At 53.5% G+C, this 23793-nt stretch carries 23 protein-coding genes; 15 read left to right on the top strand and 8 right to left on the bottom strand.

Annotation, left to right across the window (positions count from 1 at the left end; genetic code table 11):
- Positions 1-32 precede the first annotated feature (32 nt).
- From bamA to ACPXSQ_RS14375, 13 genes are all read left to right on the top strand, one after another.
- Positions 33-2444 (top strand): outer membrane protein assembly factor BamA, encoded by a 2412-nt coding sequence (gene bamA, locus ACPXSQ_RS14435; RefSeq protein ID WP_014592965.1) that lies wholly within the window; start codon positions 33-35, stop codon positions 2442-2444.
- 96 nt (positions 2445-2540) lie between these two features.
- Positions 2541-3041 carry an OmpH family outer membrane protein gene (locus ACPXSQ_RS14430; RefSeq protein WP_014606549.1) on the top strand — a complete coding sequence of 167 codons (501 nt, stop codon included), beginning with the start codon at positions 2541-2543 and terminating at the stop codon, positions 3039-3041.
- 3 nt (positions 3042-3044) lie between these two features.
- Positions 3045-4070 (top strand): UDP-3-O-(3-hydroxymyristoyl)glucosamine N-acyltransferase, encoded by a 1026-nt coding sequence (gene lpxD / locus ACPXSQ_RS14425; RefSeq protein ID WP_013024695.1) that lies wholly within the window; start codon positions 3045-3047, stop codon positions 4068-4070.
- A gap of 152 nt (positions 4071-4222) precedes the next feature.
- Positions 4223-4678 carry a 3-hydroxyacyl-ACP dehydratase FabZ gene (gene fabZ, locus ACPXSQ_RS14420; protein ID WP_006117769.1) on the top strand — a complete coding sequence of 152 codons (456 nt, stop codon included), beginning with the start codon at positions 4223-4225 and terminating at the stop codon, positions 4676-4678.
- A gap of 3 nt (positions 4679-4681) precedes the next feature.
- A complete protein-coding gene (gene lpxA / locus ACPXSQ_RS14415; protein WP_019106447.1) occupies positions 4682-5470 on the top strand; it encodes an acyl-ACP--UDP-N-acetylglucosamine O-acyltransferase in 789 nt (262 codons plus the stop codon).
- A gap of 3 nt (positions 5471-5473) precedes the next feature.
- Positions 5474-6622 carry a lipid-A-disaccharide synthase gene (lpxB, locus tag ACPXSQ_RS14410; protein WP_013024698.1) on the top strand — a complete coding sequence of 383 codons (1149 nt, stop codon included), beginning with the start codon at positions 5474-5476 and terminating at the stop codon, positions 6620-6622.
- A complete protein-coding gene (rnhB, locus tag ACPXSQ_RS14405; protein WP_014606548.1) occupies positions 6615-7241 on the top strand; it encodes a ribonuclease HII in 627 nt (208 codons plus the stop codon). The genes lpxB and rnhB overlap by 8 nt, the downstream gene beginning before the upstream one ends.
- Before the next feature lie 28 nt (positions 7242-7269).
- Complete coding sequence (gene dnaE / locus ACPXSQ_RS14400) at positions 7270-10752, top strand: DNA polymerase III subunit alpha (RefSeq protein WP_014592968.1); 3483 nt, start codon at positions 7270-7272, stop codon at positions 10750-10752.
- Between the two features lie 12 nt (positions 10753-10764).
- Complete coding sequence (accA, locus tag ACPXSQ_RS14395) at positions 10765-11721, top strand: acetyl-CoA carboxylase carboxyl transferase subunit alpha (RefSeq protein WP_013024701.1); 957 nt, start codon at positions 10765-10767, stop codon at positions 11719-11721.
- Between the two features lie 121 nt (positions 11722-11842).
- The gene (locus tag ACPXSQ_RS14390; protein ID WP_022622238.1) at positions 11843-13990 is read left to right on the top strand and encodes a lysine decarboxylase LdcC; all 2148 of its coding nucleotides are present in this window, start codon (positions 11843-11845) and stop codon (positions 13988-13990) included.
- A 29-nt stretch (positions 13991-14019) separates the two neighbouring features.
- Positions 14020-14409 (top strand): VOC family protein, encoded by a 390-nt coding sequence (locus ACPXSQ_RS14385; RefSeq protein ID WP_013024703.1) that lies wholly within the window; start codon positions 14020-14022, stop codon positions 14407-14409.
- Positions 14410-14456: 47 nt separating this feature from the next.
- Positions 14457-15764 (top strand): tRNA lysidine(34) synthetase TilS, encoded by a 1308-nt coding sequence (tilS, locus tag ACPXSQ_RS14380; RefSeq protein ID WP_110286477.1) that lies wholly within the window; start codon positions 14457-14459, stop codon positions 15762-15764.
- A complete protein-coding gene (locus tag ACPXSQ_RS14375; protein ID WP_426144117.1) occupies positions 15764-16072 on the top strand; it encodes a c-type cytochrome in 309 nt (102 codons plus the stop codon). The genes tilS and ACPXSQ_RS14375 overlap by 1 nt, the downstream gene beginning before the upstream one ends.
- A 37-nt stretch (positions 16073-16109) precedes the next feature.
- On the opposite strand, the gene rof is transcribed toward ACPXSQ_RS14375, so the two are convergent.
- The gene (gene rof / locus ACPXSQ_RS14370; protein ID WP_013024706.1) at positions 16110-16370 is read right to left on the bottom strand and encodes a Rho-binding antiterminator; all 261 of its coding nucleotides are present in this window, start codon (positions 16368-16370) and stop codon (positions 16110-16112) included.
- Positions 16357-16557, bottom strand: a complete 201-nt coding sequence (locus ACPXSQ_RS14365; RefSeq protein ID WP_014606545.1) for a YaeP family protein — start codon at positions 16555-16557, stop codon at positions 16357-16359. The genes rof and ACPXSQ_RS14365 overlap by 14 nt, the downstream gene beginning before the upstream one ends.
- Positions 16558-16774: 217 nt before the next feature.
- On the opposite strand from ACPXSQ_RS14365, the gene arfB reads away from it, so the two are divergent.
- Positions 16775-17185 carry an alternative ribosome rescue aminoacyl-tRNA hydrolase ArfB gene (gene arfB / locus ACPXSQ_RS14360; RefSeq protein WP_013024708.1) on the top strand — a complete coding sequence of 137 codons (411 nt, stop codon included), beginning with the start codon at positions 16775-16777 and terminating at the stop codon, positions 17183-17185.
- Between the two features lie 118 nt (positions 17186-17303).
- Here arfB and proS read toward each other — a convergent pair whose 3' ends face one another.
- The 6 genes from proS to metN form a co-directional block, all read right to left on the bottom strand.
- Entirely contained in the window at positions 17304-19022 is a 1719-nt protein-coding gene (gene proS / locus ACPXSQ_RS14355) for a proline--tRNA ligase (protein WP_013024709.1), read from the bottom strand.
- An 88-nt stretch (positions 19023-19110) separates the two neighbouring features.
- Entirely contained in the window at positions 19111-19815 is a 705-nt protein-coding gene (tsaA, locus tag ACPXSQ_RS14350) for a tRNA (N6-threonylcarbamoyladenosine(37)-N6)-methyltransferase TrmO (protein ID WP_013024710.1), read from the bottom strand.
- On the bottom strand, positions 19812-20210 hold the full coding sequence (gene rcsF / locus ACPXSQ_RS14345; protein WP_014592974.1) for an Rcs stress response system protein RcsF: 399 nt from the start codon (positions 20208-20210) through the stop codon (positions 19812-19814). Before rcsF ends, tsaA begins: the two co-directional genes overlap by 4 nt.
- A gap of 126 nt (positions 20211-20336) precedes the next feature.
- Positions 20337-21152 carry a MetQ/NlpA family lipoprotein gene (locus ACPXSQ_RS14340; RefSeq protein ID WP_014592975.1) on the bottom strand — a complete coding sequence of 272 codons (816 nt, stop codon included), beginning with the start codon at positions 21150-21152 and terminating at the stop codon, positions 20337-20339.
- 29 nt (positions 21153-21181) lie between these two features.
- On the bottom strand, positions 21182-21835 hold the full coding sequence (locus ACPXSQ_RS14335) for a methionine ABC transporter permease MetI (protein WP_013024713.1): 654 nt from the start codon (positions 21833-21835) through the stop codon (positions 21182-21184).
- On the bottom strand, positions 21828-22859 hold the full coding sequence (gene metN, locus ACPXSQ_RS14330) for a methionine ABC transporter ATP-binding protein MetN (RefSeq protein ID WP_020693764.1): 1032 nt from the start codon (positions 22857-22859) through the stop codon (positions 21828-21830). The genes ACPXSQ_RS14335 and metN overlap by 8 nt, the downstream gene beginning before the upstream one ends.
- Before the next feature lie 188 nt (positions 22860-23047).
- On the opposite strand from metN, the gene gmhB reads away from it, so the two are divergent.
- The gene (gene gmhB / locus ACPXSQ_RS14325; protein ID WP_014606544.1) at positions 23048-23608 is read left to right on the top strand and encodes a D-glycero-beta-D-manno-heptose 1,7-bisphosphate 7-phosphatase; all 561 of its coding nucleotides are present in this window, start codon (positions 23048-23050) and stop codon (positions 23606-23608) included.
- Positions 23609-23793 lie beyond the last annotated feature (185 nt).

The raw sequence follows: 23793 nt of genomic DNA, 5'->3' as shown, positions 1-23793 counted from the left end.
CGTGGGATGTGTTAGGAAAACGCATAATAACGATGGCGATGAAAAAGTTGCTCATAGCGTCGCTGCTGTTTAGCAGCGCCACCGTTTACGGTGCAGACGATTTCGTGGTGAAGGACATTCATTTCGAAGGGCTGCAGCGAGTCGCCGTCGGCGCGGCTCTGCTGAGCATGCCAGTTCGGGTTGGCGATACGGTGAATGACGATGACGTCAGAAATACCATTCGCTCCCTGTTCGCAACTGGCAACTTTGAGGATGTTCAGGTCCTGCGAGATGGTAATACGCTGATTGTTCAGGTCAAAGAACGTCCCACCATCGCCAGCATTACCTTCAGCGGTAACAAAGCGGTTAAAGACGATCAGCTCAAACAAAACCTTGAAGCCTCAGGCGTGCGCGTCGGCGAAGCGCTGGACCGCACCACCATCTCTTCGATTGAGAAGGGCCTGGAAGACTTCTACTACAGCGTGGGCAAATACACCGCCAGCGTTAAAGCCGTAGTCACACCGCTGCCGCGTAACCGCGTCGATTTGAAACTGGTGTTTACCGAAGGTGTTTCTGCCAAAATTCAGCAGATCAATATCGTCGGTAACAAAGCTTTTAGCTCCGACGAGCTTATTTCCCGCTTCCAGTTGCGTGACGAAGTGCCGTGGTGGAACGTGGTGGGCGACCGTAAATACCAGAAGCAGAAACTGGCGGGCGACCTTGAAACCCTGCGCAGCTTCTATCTGGATCGGGGTTATGCGCGTTTCAACATTGATTCGACCCAGGTCAGCCTGACGCCGGATAAGAAAGGCATCTACATCACCGTGAACATTACCGAAGGCGATCAGTACAAGATTGCTGGCGTAATCGTTAACGGCAGCATGGCGGGTCATTCGGCCGAAATCGAACATCTGACCAAAATTCCGGCGGGCGAGCTGTATAACGGCACGAAAGTCACGTCGATGGAAGATGACATTAAGAAACTGCTGGGTCGCTACGGCTATGCCTATCCACGTGTTGTGACACAGCCTGAAATTAACGATGCGGATAAAACCGTTAAGCTGCACATCAACGTCGATGCGGGTAACCGCTACTACGTGCGTAAAGTGCGCTTCGAAGGAAACGATACATCAAAAGATGCCGTACTGCGTCGTGAAATGCGTCAGATGGAAGGCGCCTGGCTGGGCAGCGACCTGGTCGATCAGGGCAAAGAGCGTCTGAATCGTACGGGCTATTTTGAAACCGTTGACGTGGATACGCAGCGCGTTCCCGGCTCACCTGACCAGGTTGACGTGGTCTATAAAGTTAAAGAACGCAATACCGGTACCTTTAACTTTGGCGTCGGCTACGGTACAGAAAGTGGCGTGAGTTTCCAGGTCGGTGTTACCCAGGATAACTGGCTCGGCACCGGTAATACCGTGGGGATTAGCGGCACTAAAAACGATTACCAGACCTATGCAGAATTCTCCCTGACCGATCCCTACTTTACCGTTGACGGTGTGAGTCTGGGCGGCCGGGTGTTCTACAACAACTTTAAGGCCAGCAACGCCGATCTCTCCGGCTATACCAACAGAAGTTACGGTACAGACGGTACATTGGGCTTCCCAATCAACGAGAACAACTCGCTGCGCGTCGGTCTGGGCTATGTCCATAACGACCTGTCTGACATGCGTCCACAGGTTGCGATGTGGCGTTATCTTGACTCGGTCGGTAAGCCACAGCAGTTGAACAGCAACGGCGACTTCTCTGCTGACGACTTCACCTTTAACTATGGCTGGACCTATAACACGCTCGATCGTGGTTTCTTTGCCACCTCAGGTAACCGTACTAACCTGAACGGCAAAGTCACGATTCCAGGTTCAGATAACCAGTTCTACAAAATGACCCTGGACAGCCAGCAGTATGTTCCGATCAATAAAGATCATACCTGGGTTGTGTTAGGTCGCGGTCGTGTGGGCTACGGTGACGGCATTAGCGGTAAAGAGATGCCGTTCTATGAGAACTTCTACGCCGGCGGTTCGAGTACCGTGCGCGGGTTCCAGTCCAATACCATCGGTCCGAAAGCCGCTTACCTGAACAATGGCTCGTCATACTGTAACCTGAGCGATCCGAACGGTATCTGTAAGTCGAGCGATGCAATCGGGGGTAACGCGATGGCGATTGCCAGCCTTGAGCTGATCACGCCAACACCGTTCCTGAGTGAGAAATATTCGAATTCCGTCCGCACTTCGCTGTTTGTGGATGCGGGTACGGTCTGGGATACTAAATGGCAGAACACGGCGGAGACGCGCGCTGCCGGTATTCCTGACTACAGCGATCCGAACAACATTCGCGTTTCGACCGGTGTGTCTTTACAGTGGATGTCACCGCTGGGGCCGTTAGTCTTCTCCTATGCCCAGCCGGTTAAGAAAGTTGAGGGAGATAAGTCAGAGCAGTTCCAGTTTAACATTGGTAAAACCTGGTAATGTTCTGTACAGGGATGTTAAAAAATTAGCTTGCACACGTGGGGCATTGCTATGCTCCACGCTGCAAACATACATGTTGAGGGTAAGGAGTTTATAGTGAAAAAGTTGTTATGTGCAGTTACTCTGGGTGTTGCATTGGCTGCTTCTGCTGGCGCACAGGCGGCGGATAAAGTCGCAACTGTGGATCTGAGCCAGGTTTTCCAGAAATCACCTCAGCGCGCGACTATCACCAAGCAGCTCGAGAGTGAATTCCAGGGCCGCGCGGCAGAACTCCGTTCTCAGCACGACAAAATCCAGCAGGAAATGCAGGATCTGCAGCGTAACGCGCCAACCATGAAGGCGAGCGAGCGCAGCAAGAAAGAGAAGCAGATTGACTCTGAGCGTAATGCTTTCCAGGCAAAAGCCGACGCGTTTGAGAAAGACAACCAGACCCGTCAGGTTCAGGAGCGTAATAAGCTGCTGGAAAAAATCCAGACTGCTGTTCAGTCGGTTGCCAAAAGCGGCGGCTATGACCTGGTGCTGAATTCTCAGGCTGTGCTGTATTCGGGTTCTGATGTTAAAGACATCACCGATGAAGTTGCGAAGCAGGTTAAATAATCGATGTCATCAATTCGACTGGCTGATTTAGCCCAGCAGTTGGATGCAGAATTGCACGGAGATGGCGATATCGTCATCTCCGGCATTGCTTCTATGCAATCCGCCACCACTGGTCAAATCACGTTTCTTGCCAACAGCCGTTACCGCGAGCAGCTCGCCCTGATCCAGGCTTCAGCCGTGGTGCTGACGGAAGCGGATCTGGAGTGGTGTAAAACCGCCGCGCTGGTTGTTAAAAACCCCTATCTTACCTATGCGCGAATGGCGCAGTTACTTGATACGACGCCGCAGCCTGCGCAGCACATTGCGCCGAGCGCCGTGATCGATTCCAGCGCCAGACTGGGTGAGAATGTGTCCATCGGCGCCAATGCCGTTATTGAGTCCGACGTGGTACTCGGTGACAACGTGGTCATCGGCCCAGGCTGTTTTGTGGGCAAAAAAACCCGTATCGGCAACGGCTCGCGTTTATGGGCTAACGTCTCGGTTTACCATGAGGTGCAGATTGGTCAGGATTGTCTGATTCAGTCCGGCACGGTGATAGGTTCAGATGGATTCGGTTATGCTAACGATCGTGGCAACTGGGTGAAAATCCCGCAGTTGGGTTCGGTCATCATTGGCGATCGTGTCGAAATCGGTGCCTGTACCACCATCGATCGTGGTGCGCTGGATAACACTCTGATCGGCAATGGTGTTATCATAGATAACCAATGTCAGATTGCTCACAACGTGGTTATTGGCGACAATACTGCGGTTGCTGGCGGTGTGATCATGGCGGGTAGTTTGAAAATTGGTCGTTATTGTATGATTGGCGGTGCCAGCGTCATTAATGGCCATATGGAAATCTGTGACAAAGTAACCGTAACCGGCATGGGCATGGTTATGCGTCCGATAACAGAACCTGGTGTATACTCCTCAGGCATTCCATTACAGCCCAACAAAACCTGGCGCAAAACTGCAGCGTTGGTGATGAATATCGATGAACTAAGCAAACGCTTAAAAGCAATCGAGCGGAAAGTCGGCAAAGACGACTAGACGCCATCCCATGACAGACCGGCTTTCATAATAACAGTGTTAAGCAGGGAAGCCAGGCGCCACGGAACCTATTTGCGGCCTGCCAACGATCATGATGATCGGTGCAGGCCGTGTTATTGATGTCATCAGATTTTTAGGACAGGAAGAGTATTTTGACTACTGAAACTCATACTCTGCAAATTGAAGAGATTTTAGAGCTGCTGCCGCACCGTTATCCGTTTCTGCTGGTAGATCGCGTGCTGGATTTTGAAGAAAACAAATATCTGCGCGCCGTAAAGAATGTCTCCTTTAACGAGCCGTTTTTCCAGGGGCATTTCCCTGGTAAACCGATTTTTCCCGGCGTTCTGATTCTGGAAGCGATGGCACAGGCCACCGGCATTCTGGCATTTAAAAGCGTGGGTAAACTGGAGCCAGGCGAGCTTTATTATTTTGCTGGCATTGATAATGCCCGTTTCAAGCGTCCGGTCGTACCGGGCGATCAAATGATTATGGAAGTGACCTTCGAGAAAACCCGCCGTGGTCTGACTCGCTTCAATGGCGTAGCGACTGTCGACGGTAAAATCGTCTGTGAAGCGACCATGATGTGTGCCCGTAGCCGGGAGGCATAACTCGTGATTGATCCAACCGCCAACATCCATCCCAGTTCAGTTATCGAAGACGGGGCTGTTATCGGCCCCGGCGTTCATATTGGTCCTTTCTGTTTTGTCGGGGCGAATGTCGAGATTGGTGAGGGAACCGTCCTTAAGTCACACGTGGTGGTAAACGGCCATACGCGTATCGGTAAAGACAACCAGATCTATCAGTTTGCTTCTATCGGTGAAGTGAATCAGGATCTGAAATACGCGGGTGAACCTACCCGTGTTGACATTGGCGATCGTAACCGTATTCGTGAAAGCGTGACGATTCATCGCGGCACGGCGCAGGGTATTAACACCACGACCATTGGTAGCGATAACCTGTTTATGGTGAATGCCCATATCGCCCATGACTGCGTGGTGGGTAACCGCTGCATTTTCGCCAATAACGCGACCCTGGGTGGTCATGTCACTGTGGATGATTTCGCTATCATTGGCGGCATGACGGCGGTGCATCAGTGGTGCACTATTGGTTCACATGTCATGATCGGCGGTTGTTCAGGCGTTGTTCAGGATGTCCCTCCGTATGTGATTGCGCAAGGCAACCATGCCACGCCATTCGGTATCAACATTGAAGGCCTGAAGCGCCGTGGCTTCAGCAAAGAAGCACTGCACGCTATCCGCAACGCCTACAAGTTACTTTATCGCAGCGGCAGAACGCTGGATGAAGTCAAACCGGAAATCGAGGCGATTGCTCAGCAGCACAGCGAAGTGCAGCCTTTCTTTGATTTCTTTGCTCGTTCTACTCGTGGATTAATTCGCTAATTCATGTCAGCGCGTCCCCTTACGATTGCCCTGGTCGCCGGAGAAACCTCTGGCGATATCCTTGGCGCAGGCCTGATTCGGGCATTAAAAGCGCGTCATCCTGATGCCCGTTTTGTTGGTGTCGCGGGTCCGCTAATGCAGGCCGAAGGTTGCGAAGCCTGGTATGAGATGGAAGAGCTGGCGGTGATGGGCATTGTGGAGGTGCTGGGGCGGTTACGGCGTTTATTAAGTATTCGTCGCGATCTTACGCAGCGCTTTACCGCGCTTCAGCCTGACGTCTTTGTCGGTATTGATGCGCCGGATTTCAACATCACGCTGGAAGGCCATCTCAAACGCGCAGGCATTCGCACCATTCATTACGTCAGCCCCTCTGTCTGGGCCTGGCGACAAAAGCGCGTCTTTAAAATCGGCCGCAATACCGATCTGGTATTGGCGTTTCTGCCGTTTGAAAAAGCCTTCTACGACCGTTTCAACGTTCCCTGTCGCTTTATTGGTCATACCATGGCGGATGCCATGCCGTTACAGCCCGATAAGGCCGCCGCTCGCCGCCATCTTGGCATAGACGAGCACGCGCTCTGTCTGGCACTGCTTCCCGGCAGCCGGGGTGCCGAAGTCGAAATGCTGAGTGCGGATTTCCTTAAAACCGCACAGCGTCTGCGTACGCACTATCCGGCGCTGGAAATTGTCGTGCCCCTGGTTAACGCTAAGCGCCGCGAACAGTTTGAAAAAATTAAAGCGGAGGTCGCGCCTGAGCTGCCGATGCACCTGCTGGATGGTCAGGGCAGGGAAGCCATGGTGGCAAGTGATGCTGCGCTACTGGCTTCGGGAACGGCGGCGCTGGAGTGCATGCTGGCAAAATGCCCGATGGTGGTTGGCTACCGCATGAAGCCGTTTACCTTCTGGCTGGCTAAACGACTGGTCAAAACGGATTACGTCTCTTTGCCGAATCTGCTGGCCGGGCGCGAACTGGTCAAAGAGCTGTTGCAGGATGAATGTCAGCCTGAGGCGCTGGCCGCGGCGCTGGATCCGTTGCTGCATGCCAGTCGTGAACGTGAAACGCTGCTGAACACCTTTTATGAACTGCACCAGCAGATCCGCTGGAACGCTGACGAACAAGCCGCAGATGCGGTGCTGGAGCTTGCCAATGGCTGATTTTATCTATCCTGCCGCCGGTTGTATTGCCGGGGTGGACGAAGTCGGGCGCGGGCCATTAGTCGGGGCCGTTGTGACCGCCGCCGTGATCCTCGATCCCGCGAATCCTGTTCCCGGCCTGGCAGACTCCAAAAAACTGTCAGAAAAACGCCGTCTCGCGCTGTTTGATCAAATCAAAGAGAAAGCGCTCGCCTGGAGCCTGGGGCGCGCAGAACCGGACGAGATCGACAATCTTAATATCCTGCACGCCACCATGCTGGCGATGCAGCGCGCGGTCGCTGGCCTGTCCATCACGCCAGACTTTGTGCTGATTGACGGCAATCGCTGTCCGGCGTTGCCGATGCCTTCTCTGGCAGTGGTGAAAGGCGACAGCCTGGTCGCCGAAATCAGTGCCGCCTCCATCATCGCCAAGGTCACGCGCGATCGTGAAATGGCAGAGCTGGATTTGTTGTTTCCGCAGTATGGTTTTGCGCAGCATAAAGGTTATCCTACGGCGTTACACATGGAAAAATTGACGCAGTACGGTGCAACCCCTCATCACCGCCGCAGCTTTGCGCCGGTGCGTAATGCGCTGATTGATGCCGATGTACTGGCGAGCAGCCTGACCACGCTGCGCTAATCCGAACCTGTTTTAACCGGAAACTGATATGGCCGAACCCCGTTTTATACATCTGCGCGTACACAGCGACTATTCCATGGTCGACGGCCTGGCGAAAACCGGCCCGTTGATCAAGAAAGCGGCTGCGCTGGGAATGCCAGCCATCGCGATTACCGACTTCACCAACCTTTGCGGGCTGGTGAAATTTTACGGCGGTGCGCACGGGGCAGGGGTTAAACCGATTATCGGGGCAGATTTTAACGTTGCCAGCGAGTTGATGGGCGATGAACTGACCCAGATTACCGTGCTGGCGGCAAATAATACCGGCTATCAGAATCTGACACTGCTGATTTCCCGTGCTTACCAACGGGGTTACGGTATTGCTGGCCCGATTATCGATCGCGACTGGCTGGCCGAACTGCAGGAAGGACTGATTCTGCTGTCCGGAGGCCGTCGAGGGGATGTTGGCCGCAGCCTGCTACGAGGTAACAGCGCGCTGGTGTCTGACTGCCTGGCTTTCTATCAACAGCATTTCGCCGATCGCTACTTCCTGGAGCTGGTCCGTACCGGTCGTCCTGATGAGGAGAGCTATCTGCATGCGGCGGTTGAGCTGGCGATTGCAGAAGGGATCCCCGTTGTTGCCACGAATGAAGTCTGCTTCATCAATGAAGAAGATTTCGACGCCCACGAGATCCGCGTTGCCATTCATGATGGTTACACGCTCGACGATCCGAAACGTCCTCGCCATTACAGTCCTCAGCAATACATGCGCAGCGAAGAGGAGATGTGCGAGCTGTTCGCGGACATCCCGGAAGCGCTGGAAAACAGCGTAGAGATTGCTAAGCGTTGTAACGTCACGGTCCGGCTGGGTGAGTACTTTCTGCCCCAGTTCCCGACAGGGGATATGACCACCGAAGACTTTTTGGTGATGAAATCCCGCGAGGGGCTGGAAGAGCGCCTCGCGATGCTGTTTCCGGACGAAGCCGTACGGGCCGAAAAGCGGCCGGAATACGATGAACGTCTGGAAGTGGAACTCAACGTTATTAACCAGATGGGGTTCCCTGGCTACTTCCTGATCGTGATGGAGTTTATCCAGTGGTCGAAAGATAACGGCGTGCCGGTTGGGCCGGGCCGTGGTTCTGGTGCGGGATCCTTAGTCGCCTATGCGCTCAAGATCACTGACCTTGATCCGCTCGAGTTCGACCTGCTGTTCGAACGTTTCCTAAACCCAGAACGTGTTTCCATGCCCGACTTCGACGTCGATTTCTGCATGGAGAAACGTGACCAGGTGATTGAACACGTGGCCGACATGTACGGCCGCGAAGCGGTGTCTCAGATTATTACTTTCGGTACGATGGCGGCTAAGGCTGTCATTCGTGACGTGGGACGCGTTCTGGGCCATCCCTATGGTTTTGTCGATCGTATTTCAAAGCTGGTGCCGCCCGATCCGGGCATGACGCTGGAAAAAGCCTTTGCTGCAGAACCGCAACTGCCGGAAATTTATGAGGCCGATGAGGAAGTCAAAGCGCTAATCGATATGGCGCGCAAGCTGGAAGGTGTTACGCGAAACGCTGGTAAGCACGCGGGTGGAGTAGTGATCGCGCCCACCAAAATTACCGATTTTGCGCCACTGTACTGTGACGAAAACGGCCAGTATCCGGTGACGCAGTTTGATAAAAATGATGTGGAATATGCCGGCCTGGTGAAGTTTGACTTCCTGGGGCTGCGTACGCTGACCATTATCGACTGGGCACTGAAGATGATTAACCCGCGCCGTGAAAAGCAGGGGTTGCCGCCGATCGATATCGCCACCATTCCGCTTGAAGACAAGAAAAGCTTTGATATGCTGCAGCGCGCGGAAACCACGGCGGTTTTCCAGCTTGAATCGCGCGGCATGAAAGATCTGATCAAGCGTCTGAAACCTGACTGCTTTGAAGACATGATCGCCCTTGTGGCGCTGTTCCGCCCTGGCCCGTTGCAGTCGGGCATGGTGGATAACTTTATCGACCGTAAGCACGGTCGGGAAGCCATCTCCTATCCTGATATCCAGTGGCAGCATGAAAGCCTGAAGCCGGTTCTCGAGCCGACCTACGGCATTATCCTGTATCAGGAACAGGTGATGCAGATCGCCCAGGTCCTGTCTGGCTATACGCTCGGCGGGGCGGATATGCTGCGTCGCGCCATGGGTAAAAAGAAACCCGAAGAGATGGCCAAGCAGCGCTCCGTTTTTAAAGACGGCGCTGAAAGCATGGGCATCGACGGCGAACTGTCGATGAAAATCTTCGATCTGGTAGAGAAATTTGCCGGATACGGTTTTAACAAATCGCACTCTGCGGCTTATGCGCTGGTGTCCTATCAAACGCTGTGGCTGAAAGCGCATTATCCGGCCGAATTTATGGCTGCGGTCATGACGGCGGATATGGATAACACGGAAAAAGTGGTTGGCCTGGTGGATGAGTGCTGGCGCATGGGGCTAAAGGTCCTGCCGCCGGATATTAACTCGGGCCTGTATCAGTTCCACGTCAATGATGAGGGCGAGATCGTTTACGGCATCGGCGCCATTAAAGGCGTCGGTGAAGGGCCGATCGAAGCGATCATCGATGCGCGTAACGAGGGCGGTTATTTCCGGGAGCTGTTCGATCTCTGCGCGCGCACCGATACCAAAAAGATCAACCGTCGGGTCATGGAAAAACTGATCATGTCAGGTGCCTTTGATCGTCTCGGCCCACACCGCGCTGCCTTAATGAGCGCCCTTAACGATGCGCTGAAGGCGGCGGATCAGCATGCGAAAGCCGAAGCGATCGGCCAGGCGGACATGTTTGGCGTACTGGCCGACGAGCCTGAACAGGTAGAACAGTCCTATGCCAGCGTGACGCCCTGGCCGGAACAGGTGCAGTTGGATGGTGAACGAGAAACCCTTGGGTTGTATCTTACCGGCCATCCTATTAATCAGTATTTAAAAGAAATTGAGCGTTACGTTGGCGGGATGCGTTTGAAAGATATGCATCCTACCGATCGTGGTAAGATTACCGTTGCGGCAGGTCTGGTGATTGCTGCGCGTGTAATGGTGACCAAACGCGGCAACCGAATTGGTATTTGTACACTTGACGATCGTTCCGGCCGTCTCGAAGTCATGTTATTTACCGATGCGTTAGATAAATACCAGCAACTGCTGGAGAAAGACCGTATCCTGATCGTCAGCGGACAGGTCAGCTTTGATGACTTCAGTGGTGGGCTTAAAATGACCGCCCGGGAAGTCATGGACATCGACGAAGCGCGCGAAAAATACGCCCGTGGACTTGCTATCTCGCTGACGGACAGGCAAATTGATGACCAGCTATTAAACCGACTCCGTCAGTCCCTGGAACCTCATCGTTCAGGGACAATTCCGGTGCATCTCTACTATCAGAGAGCCGACGCGCGAGCGAAGCTACGCTTTGGTGCAGCGTGGCGAATTTCGCCCAGCGATCGTTTACTCAACGATTTGCGGTCGTTAATTGGATCGGAGCAGGTGGAACTGGAGTTTGACTAAAACAGGAACATTATGAGTCTTAATTACCTGGATTTTGAACAGCCAATTGCAGAACTGGAAGCGAAGATTGATTCGCTAACCTCGATTGGTCGTCAGGACGATAAACACGTCAATCTCGACGAAGAAGTGAAGCGACTGCGCGAGAAAAGCGTTGAGCTGACCCGTAAAATCTTCGCCGATTTGGGCGCATGGCAAATTGCACAACTGGCACGCCATCCGCTACGTCCTTATACCTTTGATTACGTGCGCAATGCCTTTGACGATTTCGATGAGCTGGCGGGTGACCGTGCTTATGCGGATGACAAAGCCATTGTGGGCGGGATTGCGCGCCTTGATGGTCGCCCGGTCATGATCATTGGTCACCAGAAAGGACGTGAAACCAAAGAGAAGATTCGCCGTAATTTTGGCATGCCAGCACCAGAAGGCTATCGCAAAGCGCTGCGCCTGATGGAAATGGCTGAGCGTTTCAAGATGCCAATCCTGACCTTTATCGACACGCCGGGCGCTTATCCTGGCGTTGGTGCGGAAGAGCGTGGTCAGTCTGAGGCAATTGCCCGTAATCTGCGGGAAATGTCCGGTCTGAAGGTGCCTGTGATCTGTACGGTCATCGGTGAAGGCGGTTCCGGTGGTGCGCTGGCTATTGGTGTGGGTGATAAAGTTAACATGCTGCAGTACAGCACTTACTCTGTTATCTCTCCGGAAGGCTGTGCCTCTATTCTGTGGAAAAGCGCCGATAAAGCGCCTCTGGCAGCCGAAGCGATGGGTATTACCGCGCCGCGTCTGAAAGAGCTGAAGCTGATTGACTCGGTTATCCCTGAGCCACTGGGCGGGGCGCATCGTCATCCTGTCGAAATGGCGCAGTCGCTGAAACAGCAACTGCTGGCCGATCTGGCAGATCTGGAAGGGCTCAGCACCGAAGAACTGCTCGATCGCCGTTATCAACGTCTGATGAGCTACGGCTACGCCTGATTGTGCTTCATGACGATAAAGCGGACTTCGGTCCGCTTTTTTTATGCCATTAATCTGACTGCAGTTGAGTGGCATCATTCGCTATGCTTACTTAATGCCTCAACAATCAGGGAGATGTGCATTGAATATTCTGGCGATCATGGGCGCGCATGGCGTGTTTTACAAAGATGAACCCTTGCGCGAACTGGAAGTCGCGCTGAGTCAGCAAGGTTTTCAACTCATCCGGCCGAAAAACAATGACGATCTGCTAAAACTCATTGAACACAATCCCCGTATCAGCGGCGTCATTTTTGACTGGGATGAACACAACAGCCCGGAGCTGTGTGGTGAAATCAATCAGCTTAATGAATACCTGCCGCTGTATGCCTTTATCAATACCCATTCCCAGATGGATATCAGTATTAATGAAATGCGTATGCCGCTGCATTTCTTTGAATATGCTCTGAATGCCGCCGACGATATTGCTCTTCACATTCGCCAGTACACAGATGACTACCTCGACAACATCACGCCGCCGTTGACCAAAGCGTTGTTTACCTATGTGAAAGAGGGGAAATACACCTTCTGTACCCCTGGCCATATGGCCGGTACGGCCTTCCAGAAAAGCCCGGTCGGCTGCTTGTTCTATGACTTTTTTGGTGCCAATACGCTGAAGTCGGATATCTCGATTTCGGTAACGGAACTGGGATCGCTGCTGGACCACACAGGGCCGCATCTGGAAGCCGAGGAGTATATCGCCCGCACTTTTGGTGCGGAACAGAGCTACATGGTGACCAACGGCACCTCGACCTCGAATAAAATCGTCGGAATGTATGCTGCCCCGGCAGGCAGCACGATTCTGGTGGACCGCAACTGCCATAAGTCGCTCACGCATCTGTTGATGATGAGCGATTTGATCCCCATCTGGCTCAAGCCAACACGCAACGCATTGGGTATTTTGGGCGGTATTCCGCAAAAAGAGTTCACCCGTGCCAGCATCGAGCAAAAAGTGGCGGTCACGCCGCGCGCCAGTTGGCCGGTACATGCGGTGATTACCAATTCGACCTACGACGGTTTGCTCTACAACACTCAGTACATCAAGCAAACCCTTGAGGTGCCGTCGATCCACTTTGATTCTGCCTGGGTTCCCTATACCAACTTTCATCCCATCTATGAGGGGAAAAGCGGCATGAGCGGTGAGCGGGTGCCGGGTAAAGTCTTCTATGAAACGCAGTCCACCCATAAACTGCTGGCGGCTTTTTCCCAGGCTTCGCTGATTCATATTAAAGGCGACTATGACGAGCAGACGTTTAATGAAGCCTACATGATGCACACCACCACCTCACCGAACTATGCCATCGTCTCATCCATTGAGACAGCGGCGGCGATGCTGCGGGGAAATCCGGGCAAAAGGCTCATTAACCGGTCAGTGGAACGCGCCCTGCATTTCCGTCGTGAGATACAGCGGTTGCGAGAAGAGTGCGACAGCTGGTTTTTTGATATCTGGCAGCCTGAACACGTTGATGAAGCCCAGTGCTGGCCGATACAGCCGGGGGAAGAGGACTGGCACGGATTCACCCAGGCCGATCGCGACCACATGTATCTTGATCCGATCAAGGTAACGATCCTGACACCCGGCATGAGCGAGCTGGGCGTGATGGCGGAAGAGGGCATTCCGGCGGCGCTGGTGGCGAAGTTCCTGGATGAGCGCGGCATCGTGGTTGAAAAAACCGGCCCTTACAATCTGTTATTCCTGTTTAGTATCGGCATTGATAAAACCAAAGCGATGAGCGTGCTGCGAGGGTTAACGGAATTTAAGCGCGCCTACGATCTCAATCTCCGGGTCAAAAATATGTTGCCGGATCTCTATGCGGAGGATCCCGATTTTTATCGCAACATGCGTATTCAGACGCTGGCGCAGGGGATCCACCGTCTTATCCAGCAACATGATTTACCGCGGCTCATGTTGAAGGCGTTTGACGTGTTGCCCGAGATGAAAATGACGCCGCACCAGGCTTTTCAGCAACAGGTGAAGGGCAATATTGAAACCGTGAACATCAATGAGCTGGTGGGCCGCATCTCTGCCAACATGATCCTGCCTTATCCTCCGGGCGTTCCTCTGGTGATGCCTGGTGAAATGATCACAGAACAAAGCCGCGCCGTACTCGACTTCCTGTTAATGCTGTGTAGCATTGGACGCCACTATCCTGGCTTTGAGACGGATATTCACGGCGCGATCCTCACCGAAGAGGGGGAATATCGGGTACGTGTGCTGAAACAGGCCGGGTAACAGGACGTCATGTTTAACAGGAAGCAACGATGCTACAGCTAACGCACATCCATCATATCGCGATCATTGCATCAGACTATTCGCGCAGCAAAGCGTTTTACTGCGACATTCTGGGGTTCGAACTGCAAAGCGAACACTATCGTGAAGCGCGTGATTCGTGGAAAGGGGATCTGGCACTGAACGGTCAGTATACGATTGAGCTGTTTTCGTTTCCCAAACCGCCCGCACGCGTCAGTCAACCGGAAGCCTGTGGCCTGCGTCATCTGGCCTTCAGCGTGCCGGACGTTGAAGCGGCGATGCGCTATCTGGCAACGCAAGGCGTGATATGTGAAGCGATCCGCATCGATGAGCTAACCGGAAAGCCCTGCACGTTCTTTGCCGATCCGGATGGTTTGCCGCTGGAACTCTATCAGGCGTAAAATGGCGGCTTTGGGCGACTCCACTGGCCGCGGTATGGATTGAGAACATGTCTGATTTTGACGCACTGTTAAAGGAAAATGACGCGCTGGTCGTGGCGTTCAGCGGTGGTCTGGATTCTACCGTTCTGCTTCATCAACTGCGGGCCTGGCAGCAAGCGCGCCCGCGGTCACGGCTGCGTGCGCTGCATGTGCATCATGGCCTCAGCCCGAATGCCGATAGCTGGGCAGCGCACTGCCTGTGCCTGTGCGAACGGTGGCAGATTCCTTGTGAAGTCCTGCGTGTGCAGGTAACGGATCAGGGACAAGGCATTGAAGCGGCAGCGCGGCAGGTGCGCTATCAGGCTCTGGGGCAGGCGCTGTGCGCGGATGAAAAGCTGCTAACCGCGCAGCATCTGGACGATCAGTGTGAAACGCTGCTCCTGGCGCTGAAACGCGGCAGCGGCCCGGCGGGCCTGGCGGCCATGCCGGCGGCGGCGACGTTTGCCGGACATGCCTTACTCAGACCCTTGTTAAACCATTCCCGCCTGAGCCTGGAGCAGTATGCCGAGGCGCATCAACTGGTCTGGGTTGAAGATGAAAGCAATCAGGATCAGCGCTATGACCGAAACTTTCTGCGTCAGCAGCTGTTGCCGACGGTTCTGCGCCGCTGGCCGCATTTTGCCGAGGCGTCGGCGCGCAGTGCCGCCTTGTGTGGCGAGCAGGAGCAACTGCTGGATGAGTTACTGGCTGAGCCGCTTAGCGAGCTTATTCAACCCGACGGTAGCCTGTGCTTCACACCTTTGCTGACCATGAGTGAGGTAAAAGGCAACGCCCTGCTGCGCCGCTGGCTGGCCGCTCAGGGCGAGAAAATGCCGTCGCGCGAAGCATTACGCCGAATCCGTCAGGAGATCATGTTGTGCCGTGAAGATGCGCAGCCGCGCCTGAAGCTGGGCAACCACGAGATCCGTCGCTACCGGCAGCAGCTTTACCACTTGCCGCTCAGCGCCTCTTTAGCTGACTGTGAAATCGCCTGGAATGACGTCGAACAACCTCTGCATTTGCCACAAAACCTGGGCGTACTGACGGCCGAAAAAAGCACGAGTACGCTTCGCTGCCCACAACCGCAGGAGCAGGTATTCGTGCGGTTTCACGCAACAGGCTATGTGCATATCGTGAATCGCCCAGGCGGACGAGACATAAAAAAAATCTGGCAGAGGCTGAATATCCCGCCCTGGCAACGCGCGCGCATTCCATTAATTTATTTTAATCAGACGTTGATTTGCGCGCCCGGGCTGTTTGTTACCCGCGAAGGTGCCAGCGAGGATGCCGCTGGCTGGCAAGTCAACTGGCAGAAAACGACGGGAGAGCCGGAATAATGCAACGCATAGCAGCCTTGCTGCTGATAACTGTTTTACCGGTCCACGCCGCAGGCGATGTGAAAGCGGGTGAGCAACGCGCGGCCGCCTGTATGGCCTGCCACGGGGCACAGGGTAAAGCAACCACGCCTCTCTATCCCAATCTGGCTGGCCAAAATGCGGCCTATCTTAACCAGGCATTACAGGCCTATAAGAAAGGGGAACGAAGCGGGGGACAGGCTGAAGTCATGAAGGCATTTGTGGCAGGCTTAAATGATGAGAATATGGCGAATTTAGCCGCCTATTACAGTTCGTTGAAACCTGAATGAGGTGGGCGGGAGTGCATCCCGCCCGACGGGAAGTGAATTACTCTTCGCTGACAACAACGGTGCCGAGTTCAGGATGGCTGAAGCTGGCAATGTGATCGAGGCGTAACTCGCGCGTTTCACCGGAAAGGTCAATCGCCAGATATTCAACGTTTTTACGTGAAAGAATATCTTTGGCTTTGGCCTTAAGCTGTTCACCGTCTTTTAACTCCAGCGACAGCATCCAGTTTTTTTGGCAGGCGAGTTCCAGATTATCGTAGTCATCGCAATTGATGGGTTTATAAGCTTCATTCATCAACATAGTCGCTCACCAATAAGTTTGCGGCGGCATAGGCCGCCTGTTCCCTGAGAGAAGCGTTTAGCGCAACATTCGCGGCAATATCATCTAGCGCTTTTAAGGCGCAGCCAATGGCATCGGGTACATATCCCAGATCTCCGCTGCCGATTTCGGCATATTTTTGGCGAACTAACTCACAATATTTTTGCACAGGCACCTCCTCAGCAGAGCAGAAACACTCTGGTTGATTAGCGACTATATCACAGGCATTTCCAGAAAATCAGCCAGGCAAAAACAGGAACCGCGCGCAAATCACTGCTAAAGTAGCTGGCTACGCCGTCTAAGACGACTCAGGATAAAGCACGAAAGGTTCAGTGAATGGATAGCCCGATACAAAGAAACGCGTACTGCACGCAGGCAGGTGACAGATGATTATGCTGTCACGCAACGTTGAGCTGCCGGACAGTGAAATTGAACTGACGGCTATTCGGGCGCAGGGTTCTGGCGGTCAGCATGTGAATAAAACCAGCACAGCCATTCATCTACGTTTCGACATTGCCGCCTCGTCCTTGCCACCGTTCTATAAAGAGCGACTGCTAAATGCCAGCCACCACTTAATTACCGGTGACGGAACCGTGATCATCAAGGCGCAGGAGTACCGGAGTCAGGAGATGAACAGGGAGGCGGCACTGCAGCGGCTGGTCAACCTGATCCGCGAACTTACCACGGTAGAGAAAGTCCGGCGCTCAACACGACCTACGCGCGCCTCGAAAGAGCGCAGGCTGGAGGGCAAGTCACGGCGCAGCAATACCAAAGCGCTGCGCGGCAAGGTGCAATAAGGGACATGTGCATGGGGCGTTATGACAAGTCAGACAGGAACAGAATGCGGGAACAAGCCTGATAGTCGCACGTTATTCAGCAAAAAAAAACGCCCCTTAAAGGGGCGTTATAGTGCGGTTACTTGTTAAGCGCGTTAAGCAGAAATTCGACAATTTCATCCTGCTTGATCATCTGCTTCTCACCGGCACGACGGGCTTTATACTCAATCTCCTGATTATCAAGATTGCGATCGCCAATCACGATGGTGTGCGGTACGCCAATCAGCTCCATATCCGCAAACATCACGCCCGGACGCTCTTTACGATCGTCCAGAATCACCTCTACGCCTTTGGCGCGCAGCGTGTTGTAAAGCTCTTCCGCTAACTCTTTCACGCGGAACGATTTCTGCATGTTCATCGGCAGAATCGCCACTTCGAACGGCGCCAGCGCAGCAGGCCAGATGATGCCGCGGTCGTCATGGTTCTGCTCGATGGCCGCCGCAACCACGCGGGTGATGCCGATGCCGTAGCAGCCCATGGTCATGATCTGGTTACGACCGTCTTCGCCCTGTACGGAGGCTTTCATCGCTTCAGAGTATTTGGTGCCCAGCTGGAAAATGTGGCCGACTTCGATACCACGTTTAATCTGCAACGTACCTTTGCCATCCGGGCTCAGGTCACCTTCCACGACGTTACGCAGATCGGCTACCTGCGCCATTGGCAGATCGCGTTCCCAGTTGATGCCGAAATAGTGTTTACCCTCAATGTTGGCACCGGCACTAAAATCGCTCATCTTCGCCACGGTACGGTCTGCGATAACTGGCATATTCAGCCCCACTGGGCCGAGCGAACCAGGACCCGCACCAACCGCTGCGCGGATCTCTTCTTCGGTGGCAAAGGTCAGCGGAGAAGCAACCAGAGGCGATTTCTCTGCCTTGATTTCGTTCAGTTCGTGATCGCCGCGAACCAGCAACGCCACCAACGCGTGACCGCTTTCTTCTGCGCCCTTCACCATCAGGGTTTTCACGGTTTTCTCAATCGGCTGCTGGAACTGGCTCACCAGTTCTGCGATGGTTTTGGTATTCGGCGTATCCACCTCACGCATCTCTTCTGCAGGCGCAGGACGATCGCCCGCGGGCGCGACGGCTTCAGCAAATTCAATGTTGGCGGCGAAGTCAGACGCCGTTGAGAAAATCACGTCATCCTCACCGCTCTGCGCCAGCACCTGGAATTCGTGAGATGCGCTACCACCAATTGAGCCGGTATCAGCCTGCACTGCACGGAAATCCAGCCCCATACGATTGAAAATCTGGCTGTAGGCGCGATACATCGCGTCATAGGTTTCCTGCAGCGATTCCTGAGAAGTATGGAAGGAGTAAGCATCCTTCATAATGAATTCACGCGAACGCATTACGCCAAAGCGCGGGCGCACTTCATCACGGAATTTAGTCTGGATTTGATACAGATTCAGCGGCAGCTGTTTGTAGGAGCTCAGCTCATTACGAATCAGATCGGTGATCACTTCTTCGTGCGTCGGACCGAGCACAAACGGGCGCTCATGGCGATCGGCAACACGCAATAGCTCTGGACCGTACTGTTCCCAGCGACCGCTCTCCTGCCACAGATCGGCGGGTTGCACCACAGGCATTGAAATCTCAATGGCACCGGCATTGTTCATTTCTTCACGGACGATGTTTTCGACCTTTTTTAATACGCGCAGTCCGGTTGGCAGCCAGGTATATAAGCCTGAAGCCAGTTTACGGATCATCCCGGCACGCAGCATCAGCTGGTGGCTGATCACTTCCGCGTCAGAAGGTGTCTCTTTCTGAGTAGAGAGCAGATATTGAGTAGTACGCATTGATTACGATTCCAGTTGATCGGAAATTCACAGACAAAATTTGCTGGCGGCTAGTGTACCAGTGAGATCACTGGCTAAAAAGCGGGTTTTAACGCGGATCGATAGCCACGACTTCCGTCCCTGCGTCATCAATGCGCCAGCGCACGTTAAACTCCATTAGCCAGGCGGCATATTCCCTGTCCTGGATTTCGCCTTTACGGTAAGCGGGCCGCGGATCCTGAGCGAGAACGTCGCTGATAAAGCGTGCCAGATGCGGATAGCGGGCGTGCTGTTGCAACTGCTGTTGGGCAAGCGCTGAAAACCGGACCGGCATAGTGCTTTCCGGCGCGGCCTGCGCGAAACCGGCGCGCGCTTCGGGCAGGGCCTCGGCAAAAGGCAGGTAAGGTTTAATATCGACAACCGGCGTACCGTCCACTAAATCCAGGCTGCCCAGTTGCAGAATGACCTGCTGCTTCTCGCAGCGAATGCCTTTGAGCTCAACCAGCGACATGCCGACGGGATTGGGGCGAAAGGTGGAGCGGGTGGCAAAAACGCCCATGCGCGCGTTACCGCCCAGCCGTGGAGGCCGTACGGTAGGGCGCCAGCCGCCTTCCATGGTCTGATGAAAAACAAACAGAATCCAGAGGTGGCTGAAGTCTTCCAGGCCGCGCACGGCATCCGCCTGGTTATAAGGCGGCAAAAGATGCAGTTCGCCGCCGCCGTCCTGTACCAGCCCAGGCTGACGCGGCACGGCGAACTTCTCTTTCCAGGGAGAACGGATCACGCCGATTTGCGCAAAGGCGAATTCACTCATTGACTGGTGACTTTCAACGCCGATCCCTGACAAACAGCCTGACGGTAGCAGCCCGGCGTGCTGCTGACGATTTCACATTTATGCAGCAGCACAGCATTGGCTTTCATCTGTGACGCTTTAATCTGCATACGTTTACGTGCGGTAGCGATATTTGGGGGGGAGCTCTGATTGCTCACCTGGCAATCTTCAGCGGACACTTCGCCTAAATCGCGGAAGGGTTTGCTCACCAGATCGGCCGCATCGGTGTAAACCTTAACAGGCGCGGGACGATACGTTGGCTTACGTGTCGGTTCGCTGGATTGCTGCGGATGAGAAGGTGCGCTGCTTATTGGGTGGTACTCTCGAACACACCCTGTCAGCATCAATGCTAACAAGCAGAGCGGTAAAAAACGCATGGCAACATCCTCAAGTTTCAAAAAGTGGCGTTATTGAAACAAGGACACGGATAAATAACAAGTCAGCAAAGCGCAATATCAGAAAGGGCGGCTATAAGCCGCCCTGAGGAGAGATGGGAGGCTGAATTACCAGCCTTTAACTGCACCACCGTTAAAGACTTTGTTCGCCGCATCCGCGACCTCGTCAGACTGATAAGCCTGCACGAATTTTTTCACGTTTTCTGCGTCTTTATTGTCCTCACGCGCAACAATCAGGTTCACGTACGGTGAGTCTTTATCTTCAACAAAGATGCCATCTTTCGCCGGTGTCAGGCCGATCTGGCTGGCGTAAGTCGTGTTGATGACCGCCAGTGCGATTTGCTGATCGTCCAGTGAACGTGGCAGCTGTGGCGCTTCCAGCTCAACAATCTTCAGGTGTTTTGGATTCTCAACGATATCCAGTGAGGTTGGCAGCAGGCCCACACCGTCTTTCAGCTTAATCAGGCCCACTTTCTGCAGCAGCAGCAGCGAACGACCAAGGTTAGTTGGGTCATTAGGAATGGCAACCTGCGCGCCGTCCTGCAGTTGGTCGAGTGATTTGATCTTTTTCGAGTAGCCCGCAATCGGATAAACGAAAGAATTACCAACGGATACCAGCTTGTAACCACGATCTTTGATTTGTTGATCCAGATACGGTTTATGCTGGAAGGCATTCACATCAATATCACCTTTGCTCAGTGCTTCGTTAGGCAGCACGTAGTCGTTAAAGGTGACCAGCTCAACATCCAGGCCATACTTGTCTTTAGCGACTTTAGCCGCCGCTTCCGCAACCTGCTGTTCTGCGCCGACAATCACGCCCACTTTAATGTGGTTTGGATCTTTGGCTTTTTGATCGCATCCTGCCAGCGCAATCGCGCCAATTAATGCACCCACAGCGGCAATTTTTTTAAATTTGAAAGACATATCCTTTCCTTAATAGTGATATTGCTTGCTTATTTATGGGACACAGCACGCACGATGCGGTCGCCACAGAATTGTATGAGATACACCAAAACGACTAATAACACTAATACCGTATTCATCACTGTCGCGTTATATCCGATATAACCGTATTGGTAGCCAATCTGTCCAAGACCGCCCGCGCCCACGGCTCCGCCCATAGCAGAGTAGCCGACCAGCGTAATCAACGTGATGGTGGCCGCATTGACAAGGCCGGGCAGGGCTTCGGGCAGAAGCACTTTTCGCACGATTTGCATCGGTGTGGCACCCATGGCGCGTGACGCTTCGATCAGTCCGGTTGGCAGTTCCAGCAGGGCGTTCTCAACCATACGGGCAATAAAGGGCGCCGCACCCACGGTCAGTGGCACAATGGCTGCCTGTAAACCGATAGAGGTGCCAACAATGATGCGGGTAAACGGAATCATCCAGACCAGCAGGATAATAAAGGGAATAGAGCGGAAGATGTTGACCAGCGCCGACAGCACCCGATACAAACCTTTGTTTTCCAGAATCTGACCCGGACGGGTCACATAGAGCAGGACGCCTACTGGTAATCCCAGTACGAAACCGAAAAAGCCAGAGACAAAGGTCATCATCAACGTTTCCCACACGCCGCGCCCCAGCAACGCAATCATCGCTTCAGACATAACCTAGTACCTCTACTTTTACGTGATGTTCCTGCAGCCACTGAATCGCGGCCTGTGTATCGCTTTCGCTGCCGTGAATTTCCGCCAGCATGATGCCGAACTTCACACCGCCGGCATAATCCATCTGCGCACTAATTATGTTGTTGTTGATATTGAAACGACGCGCGGCTTCAGACAGTAAAGGTGCATCGACAGACTGCCCGGTGAATTCCATACGCAGTAAGGGCATGCTCTCTGGGCCTGCTTCAGGTGACAGGCGCTGTTGATAATCGTCCGGAATATCCAGATGCAGCGTTGACTGGATAAACTGTTGTGCCAGCGGCGTTTTAGGATGCGAGAAGACTTCGCTCACGCTGTCCTTTTCAATTAACTCGCCCTGGCTTATCACTGCGACCTGATCGCAGATGCGTTTTACGACATCCATCTCATGCGTAATCAGCAGAATGGTCAGGCCAAGACGACGGTTAATATCTTTGAGCAATTCAAGAATCGAACGGGTTGTTGCCGGATCGAGCGCGCTGGTGGCTTCATCACACAGAAGGACTTTGGGATTGCTTGCCAGCGCACGCGCGATAGCGACGCGCTGTTTCTGACCACCGGAAAGATTGGCTGGCCAGGCGTCGTGTTTATCAGCCAGGCCGACCAGATCCAGCAGCTCGGTCACACGCTTTTTAATTTCCTCACGAGAGAGCTGACCCAGCTCTAACGGCAGCGCAACGTTGCCTGCAACCGTGCGTGAGTTCATCAGGTTAAAGTGCTGGAAAATCATGCCGATCTGACGGCGGGCTTGAGTCAGTTGCCGTTCGCCCAGCGCCGTTAAGTCTGCACCGTCAACCAGCACGCGGCCGGAAGTCGGGCGTTCAAGCAGATTCACGCAACGAATGAGCGTGCTTTTACCGGCACCGGATGCACCGATGACGCCATAGATTTGCCCGGCAGGTACGTGCAGGCTGACATTTGATAATGCCTGTATCGATCGCGAACCTTGCTGGAACACTTTGGTAATATTTTCTAATTTAATCATTACGTTATTTATTATCGTCTTGCATTGTCCGTGGTCTGGTGTGCTCTCATCACTGAAAGCATGCATAAGCTGGATGGATGGTAAGGCATCCAGACGTCTAAATCAATGGAAGTGATTCAATCAGACATTCTCCCTTTAATCGCAATCGTGCGATACTGATCGGCAATTTTTATAGCAGGAGTTTTTACGTGACGAATAAAGTCCCGGCCATTTTTCTCGATCGCGATGGCACCCTCAATGTTGATCACGGCTACGTCCACGAAATCGATAATTTCCAGTTTATTGATGGCGTCATTGAAGCATTGCAACAATTAAAGAAGATGGGCTTTGCGTTGGTTGTCGTGACTAACCAGTCTGGTATTGCTCGCGGTATGTTTAGCGAAGATCAGTTTATGCGGCTTACCGAGTGGATGGACTGGTCGCTGGCCGATCGGGATATTGACCTTGATGGGATCTATTTCTGCCCGCACCTTCCCGACGCGACGATTGAAGAATATCGCCAGCAGTGTGACTGCCGTAAGCCTCAGCCCGGGATGTTACTGTCCGCGCAACAAGAGTTGCACATCGATATGGCGGCCTCTTATATGGTGGGTGACAAACTGGAAGATATGCAGGCCGCCGAGGCAGCCGGCGTAGGTAAGAAAGTCCTTGTGCGCAGCGGTAAGCCGGTCACGGCTGAAGGTGAAGCGCTGGCTGACTGGGTAATAAAGAGTCTTGCCGAGTTACCTGCCCGTATTAAAAGCGCGTAAAACAGCCCCTTTGTGCAAATTTCAGACGAACAGCAAAAAAGTTCAAATTTGCACTTGCGCTCTGTGAAAGCTTCCCTATAATGCGCCTCCACTGACACGGCACAACGGCTTACGTAACGCGGTGTTCAGCAGGAGGCTCCCAGGAGTTTCCGCCGGAGAAAAACTTCTGAAAAAGAGGTTGACTC

It is taken from the genome of Pantoea sp. EEL5, assembly GCF_049892805.1.
GTDB classification, from domain to species: Bacteria; Pseudomonadota; Gammaproteobacteria; order Enterobacterales; family Enterobacteriaceae; genus Pantoea; species Pantoea ananatis.
The sequence above is the reverse complement of the archived record's forward strand: the minus strand, read 5'-3'. Positions and strand labels throughout refer to the sequence as shown.

Excerpts from the sequence above, each read along its gene's own strand:
- tilS (WP_110286477.1), top strand. The coding sequence starts at position 14,457 with ATGTCTGATTTTGACGCACTGTTAAAGGAAAATGACGCGCTGGTCGTG.
- tsaA (WP_013024710.1), bottom strand. The coding sequence starts at position 19,815 with ATGAGTGAATTCGCCTTTGCGCAAATCGGCGTGATCCGTTCTCCCTGG.
- rof (WP_013024706.1), bottom strand. The coding sequence starts at position 16,370 with ATGTTGATGAATGAAGCTTATAAACCCATCAATTGCGATGACTACGAT.
- ACPXSQ_RS14375 (WP_426144117.1), top strand. The coding sequence starts at position 15,764 with ATGCAACGCATAGCAGCCTTGCTGCTGATAACTGTTTTACCGGTCCAC.
- ACPXSQ_RS14385 (WP_013024703.1), top strand. The coding sequence starts at position 14,020 with ATGCTACAGCTAACGCACATCCATCATATCGCGATCATTGCATCAGAC.
- rcsF (WP_014592974.1), bottom strand. The coding sequence starts at position 20,210 with ATGCGTTTTTTACCGCTCTGCTTGTTAGCATTGATGCTGACAGGGTGT.
- dnaE (WP_014592968.1), top strand. The coding sequence starts at position 7,270 with ATGGCCGAACCCCGTTTTATACATCTGCGCGTACACAGCGACTATTCC.
- bamA (WP_014592965.1), top strand. The coding sequence starts at position 33 with ATGGCGATGAAAAAGTTGCTCATAGCGTCGCTGCTGTTTAGCAGCGCC.
- accA (WP_013024701.1), top strand. The coding sequence starts at position 10,765 with ATGAGTCTTAATTACCTGGATTTTGAACAGCCAATTGCAGAACTGGAA.
- ACPXSQ_RS14340 (WP_014592975.1), bottom strand. The coding sequence starts at position 21,152 with ATGTCTTTCAAATTTAAAAAAATTGCCGCTGTGGGTGCATTAATTGGC.
- metN (WP_020693764.1), bottom strand. The coding sequence starts at position 22,859 with ATGATTAAATTAGAAAATATTACCAAAGTGTTCCAGCAAGGTTCGCGA.
- rnhB (WP_014606548.1), top strand. The coding sequence starts at position 6,615 with ATGGCTGATTTTATCTATCCTGCCGCCGGTTGTATTGCCGGGGTGGAC.
- arfB (WP_013024708.1), top strand. The coding sequence starts at position 16,775 with ATGATTATGCTGTCACGCAACGTTGAGCTGCCGGACAGTGAAATTGAA.
- lpxB (WP_013024698.1), top strand. The coding sequence starts at position 5,474 with ATGTCAGCGCGTCCCCTTACGATTGCCCTGGTCGCCGGAGAAACCTCT.
- lpxD (WP_013024695.1), top strand. The coding sequence starts at position 3,045 with ATGTCATCAATTCGACTGGCTGATTTAGCCCAGCAGTTGGATGCAGAA.
- proS (WP_013024709.1), bottom strand. The coding sequence starts at position 19,022 with ATGCGTACTACTCAATATCTGCTCTCTACTCAGAAAGAGACACCTTCT.
- ACPXSQ_RS14335 (WP_013024713.1), bottom strand. The coding sequence starts at position 21,835 with ATGTCTGAAGCGATGATTGCGTTGCTGGGGCGCGGCGTGTGGGAAACG.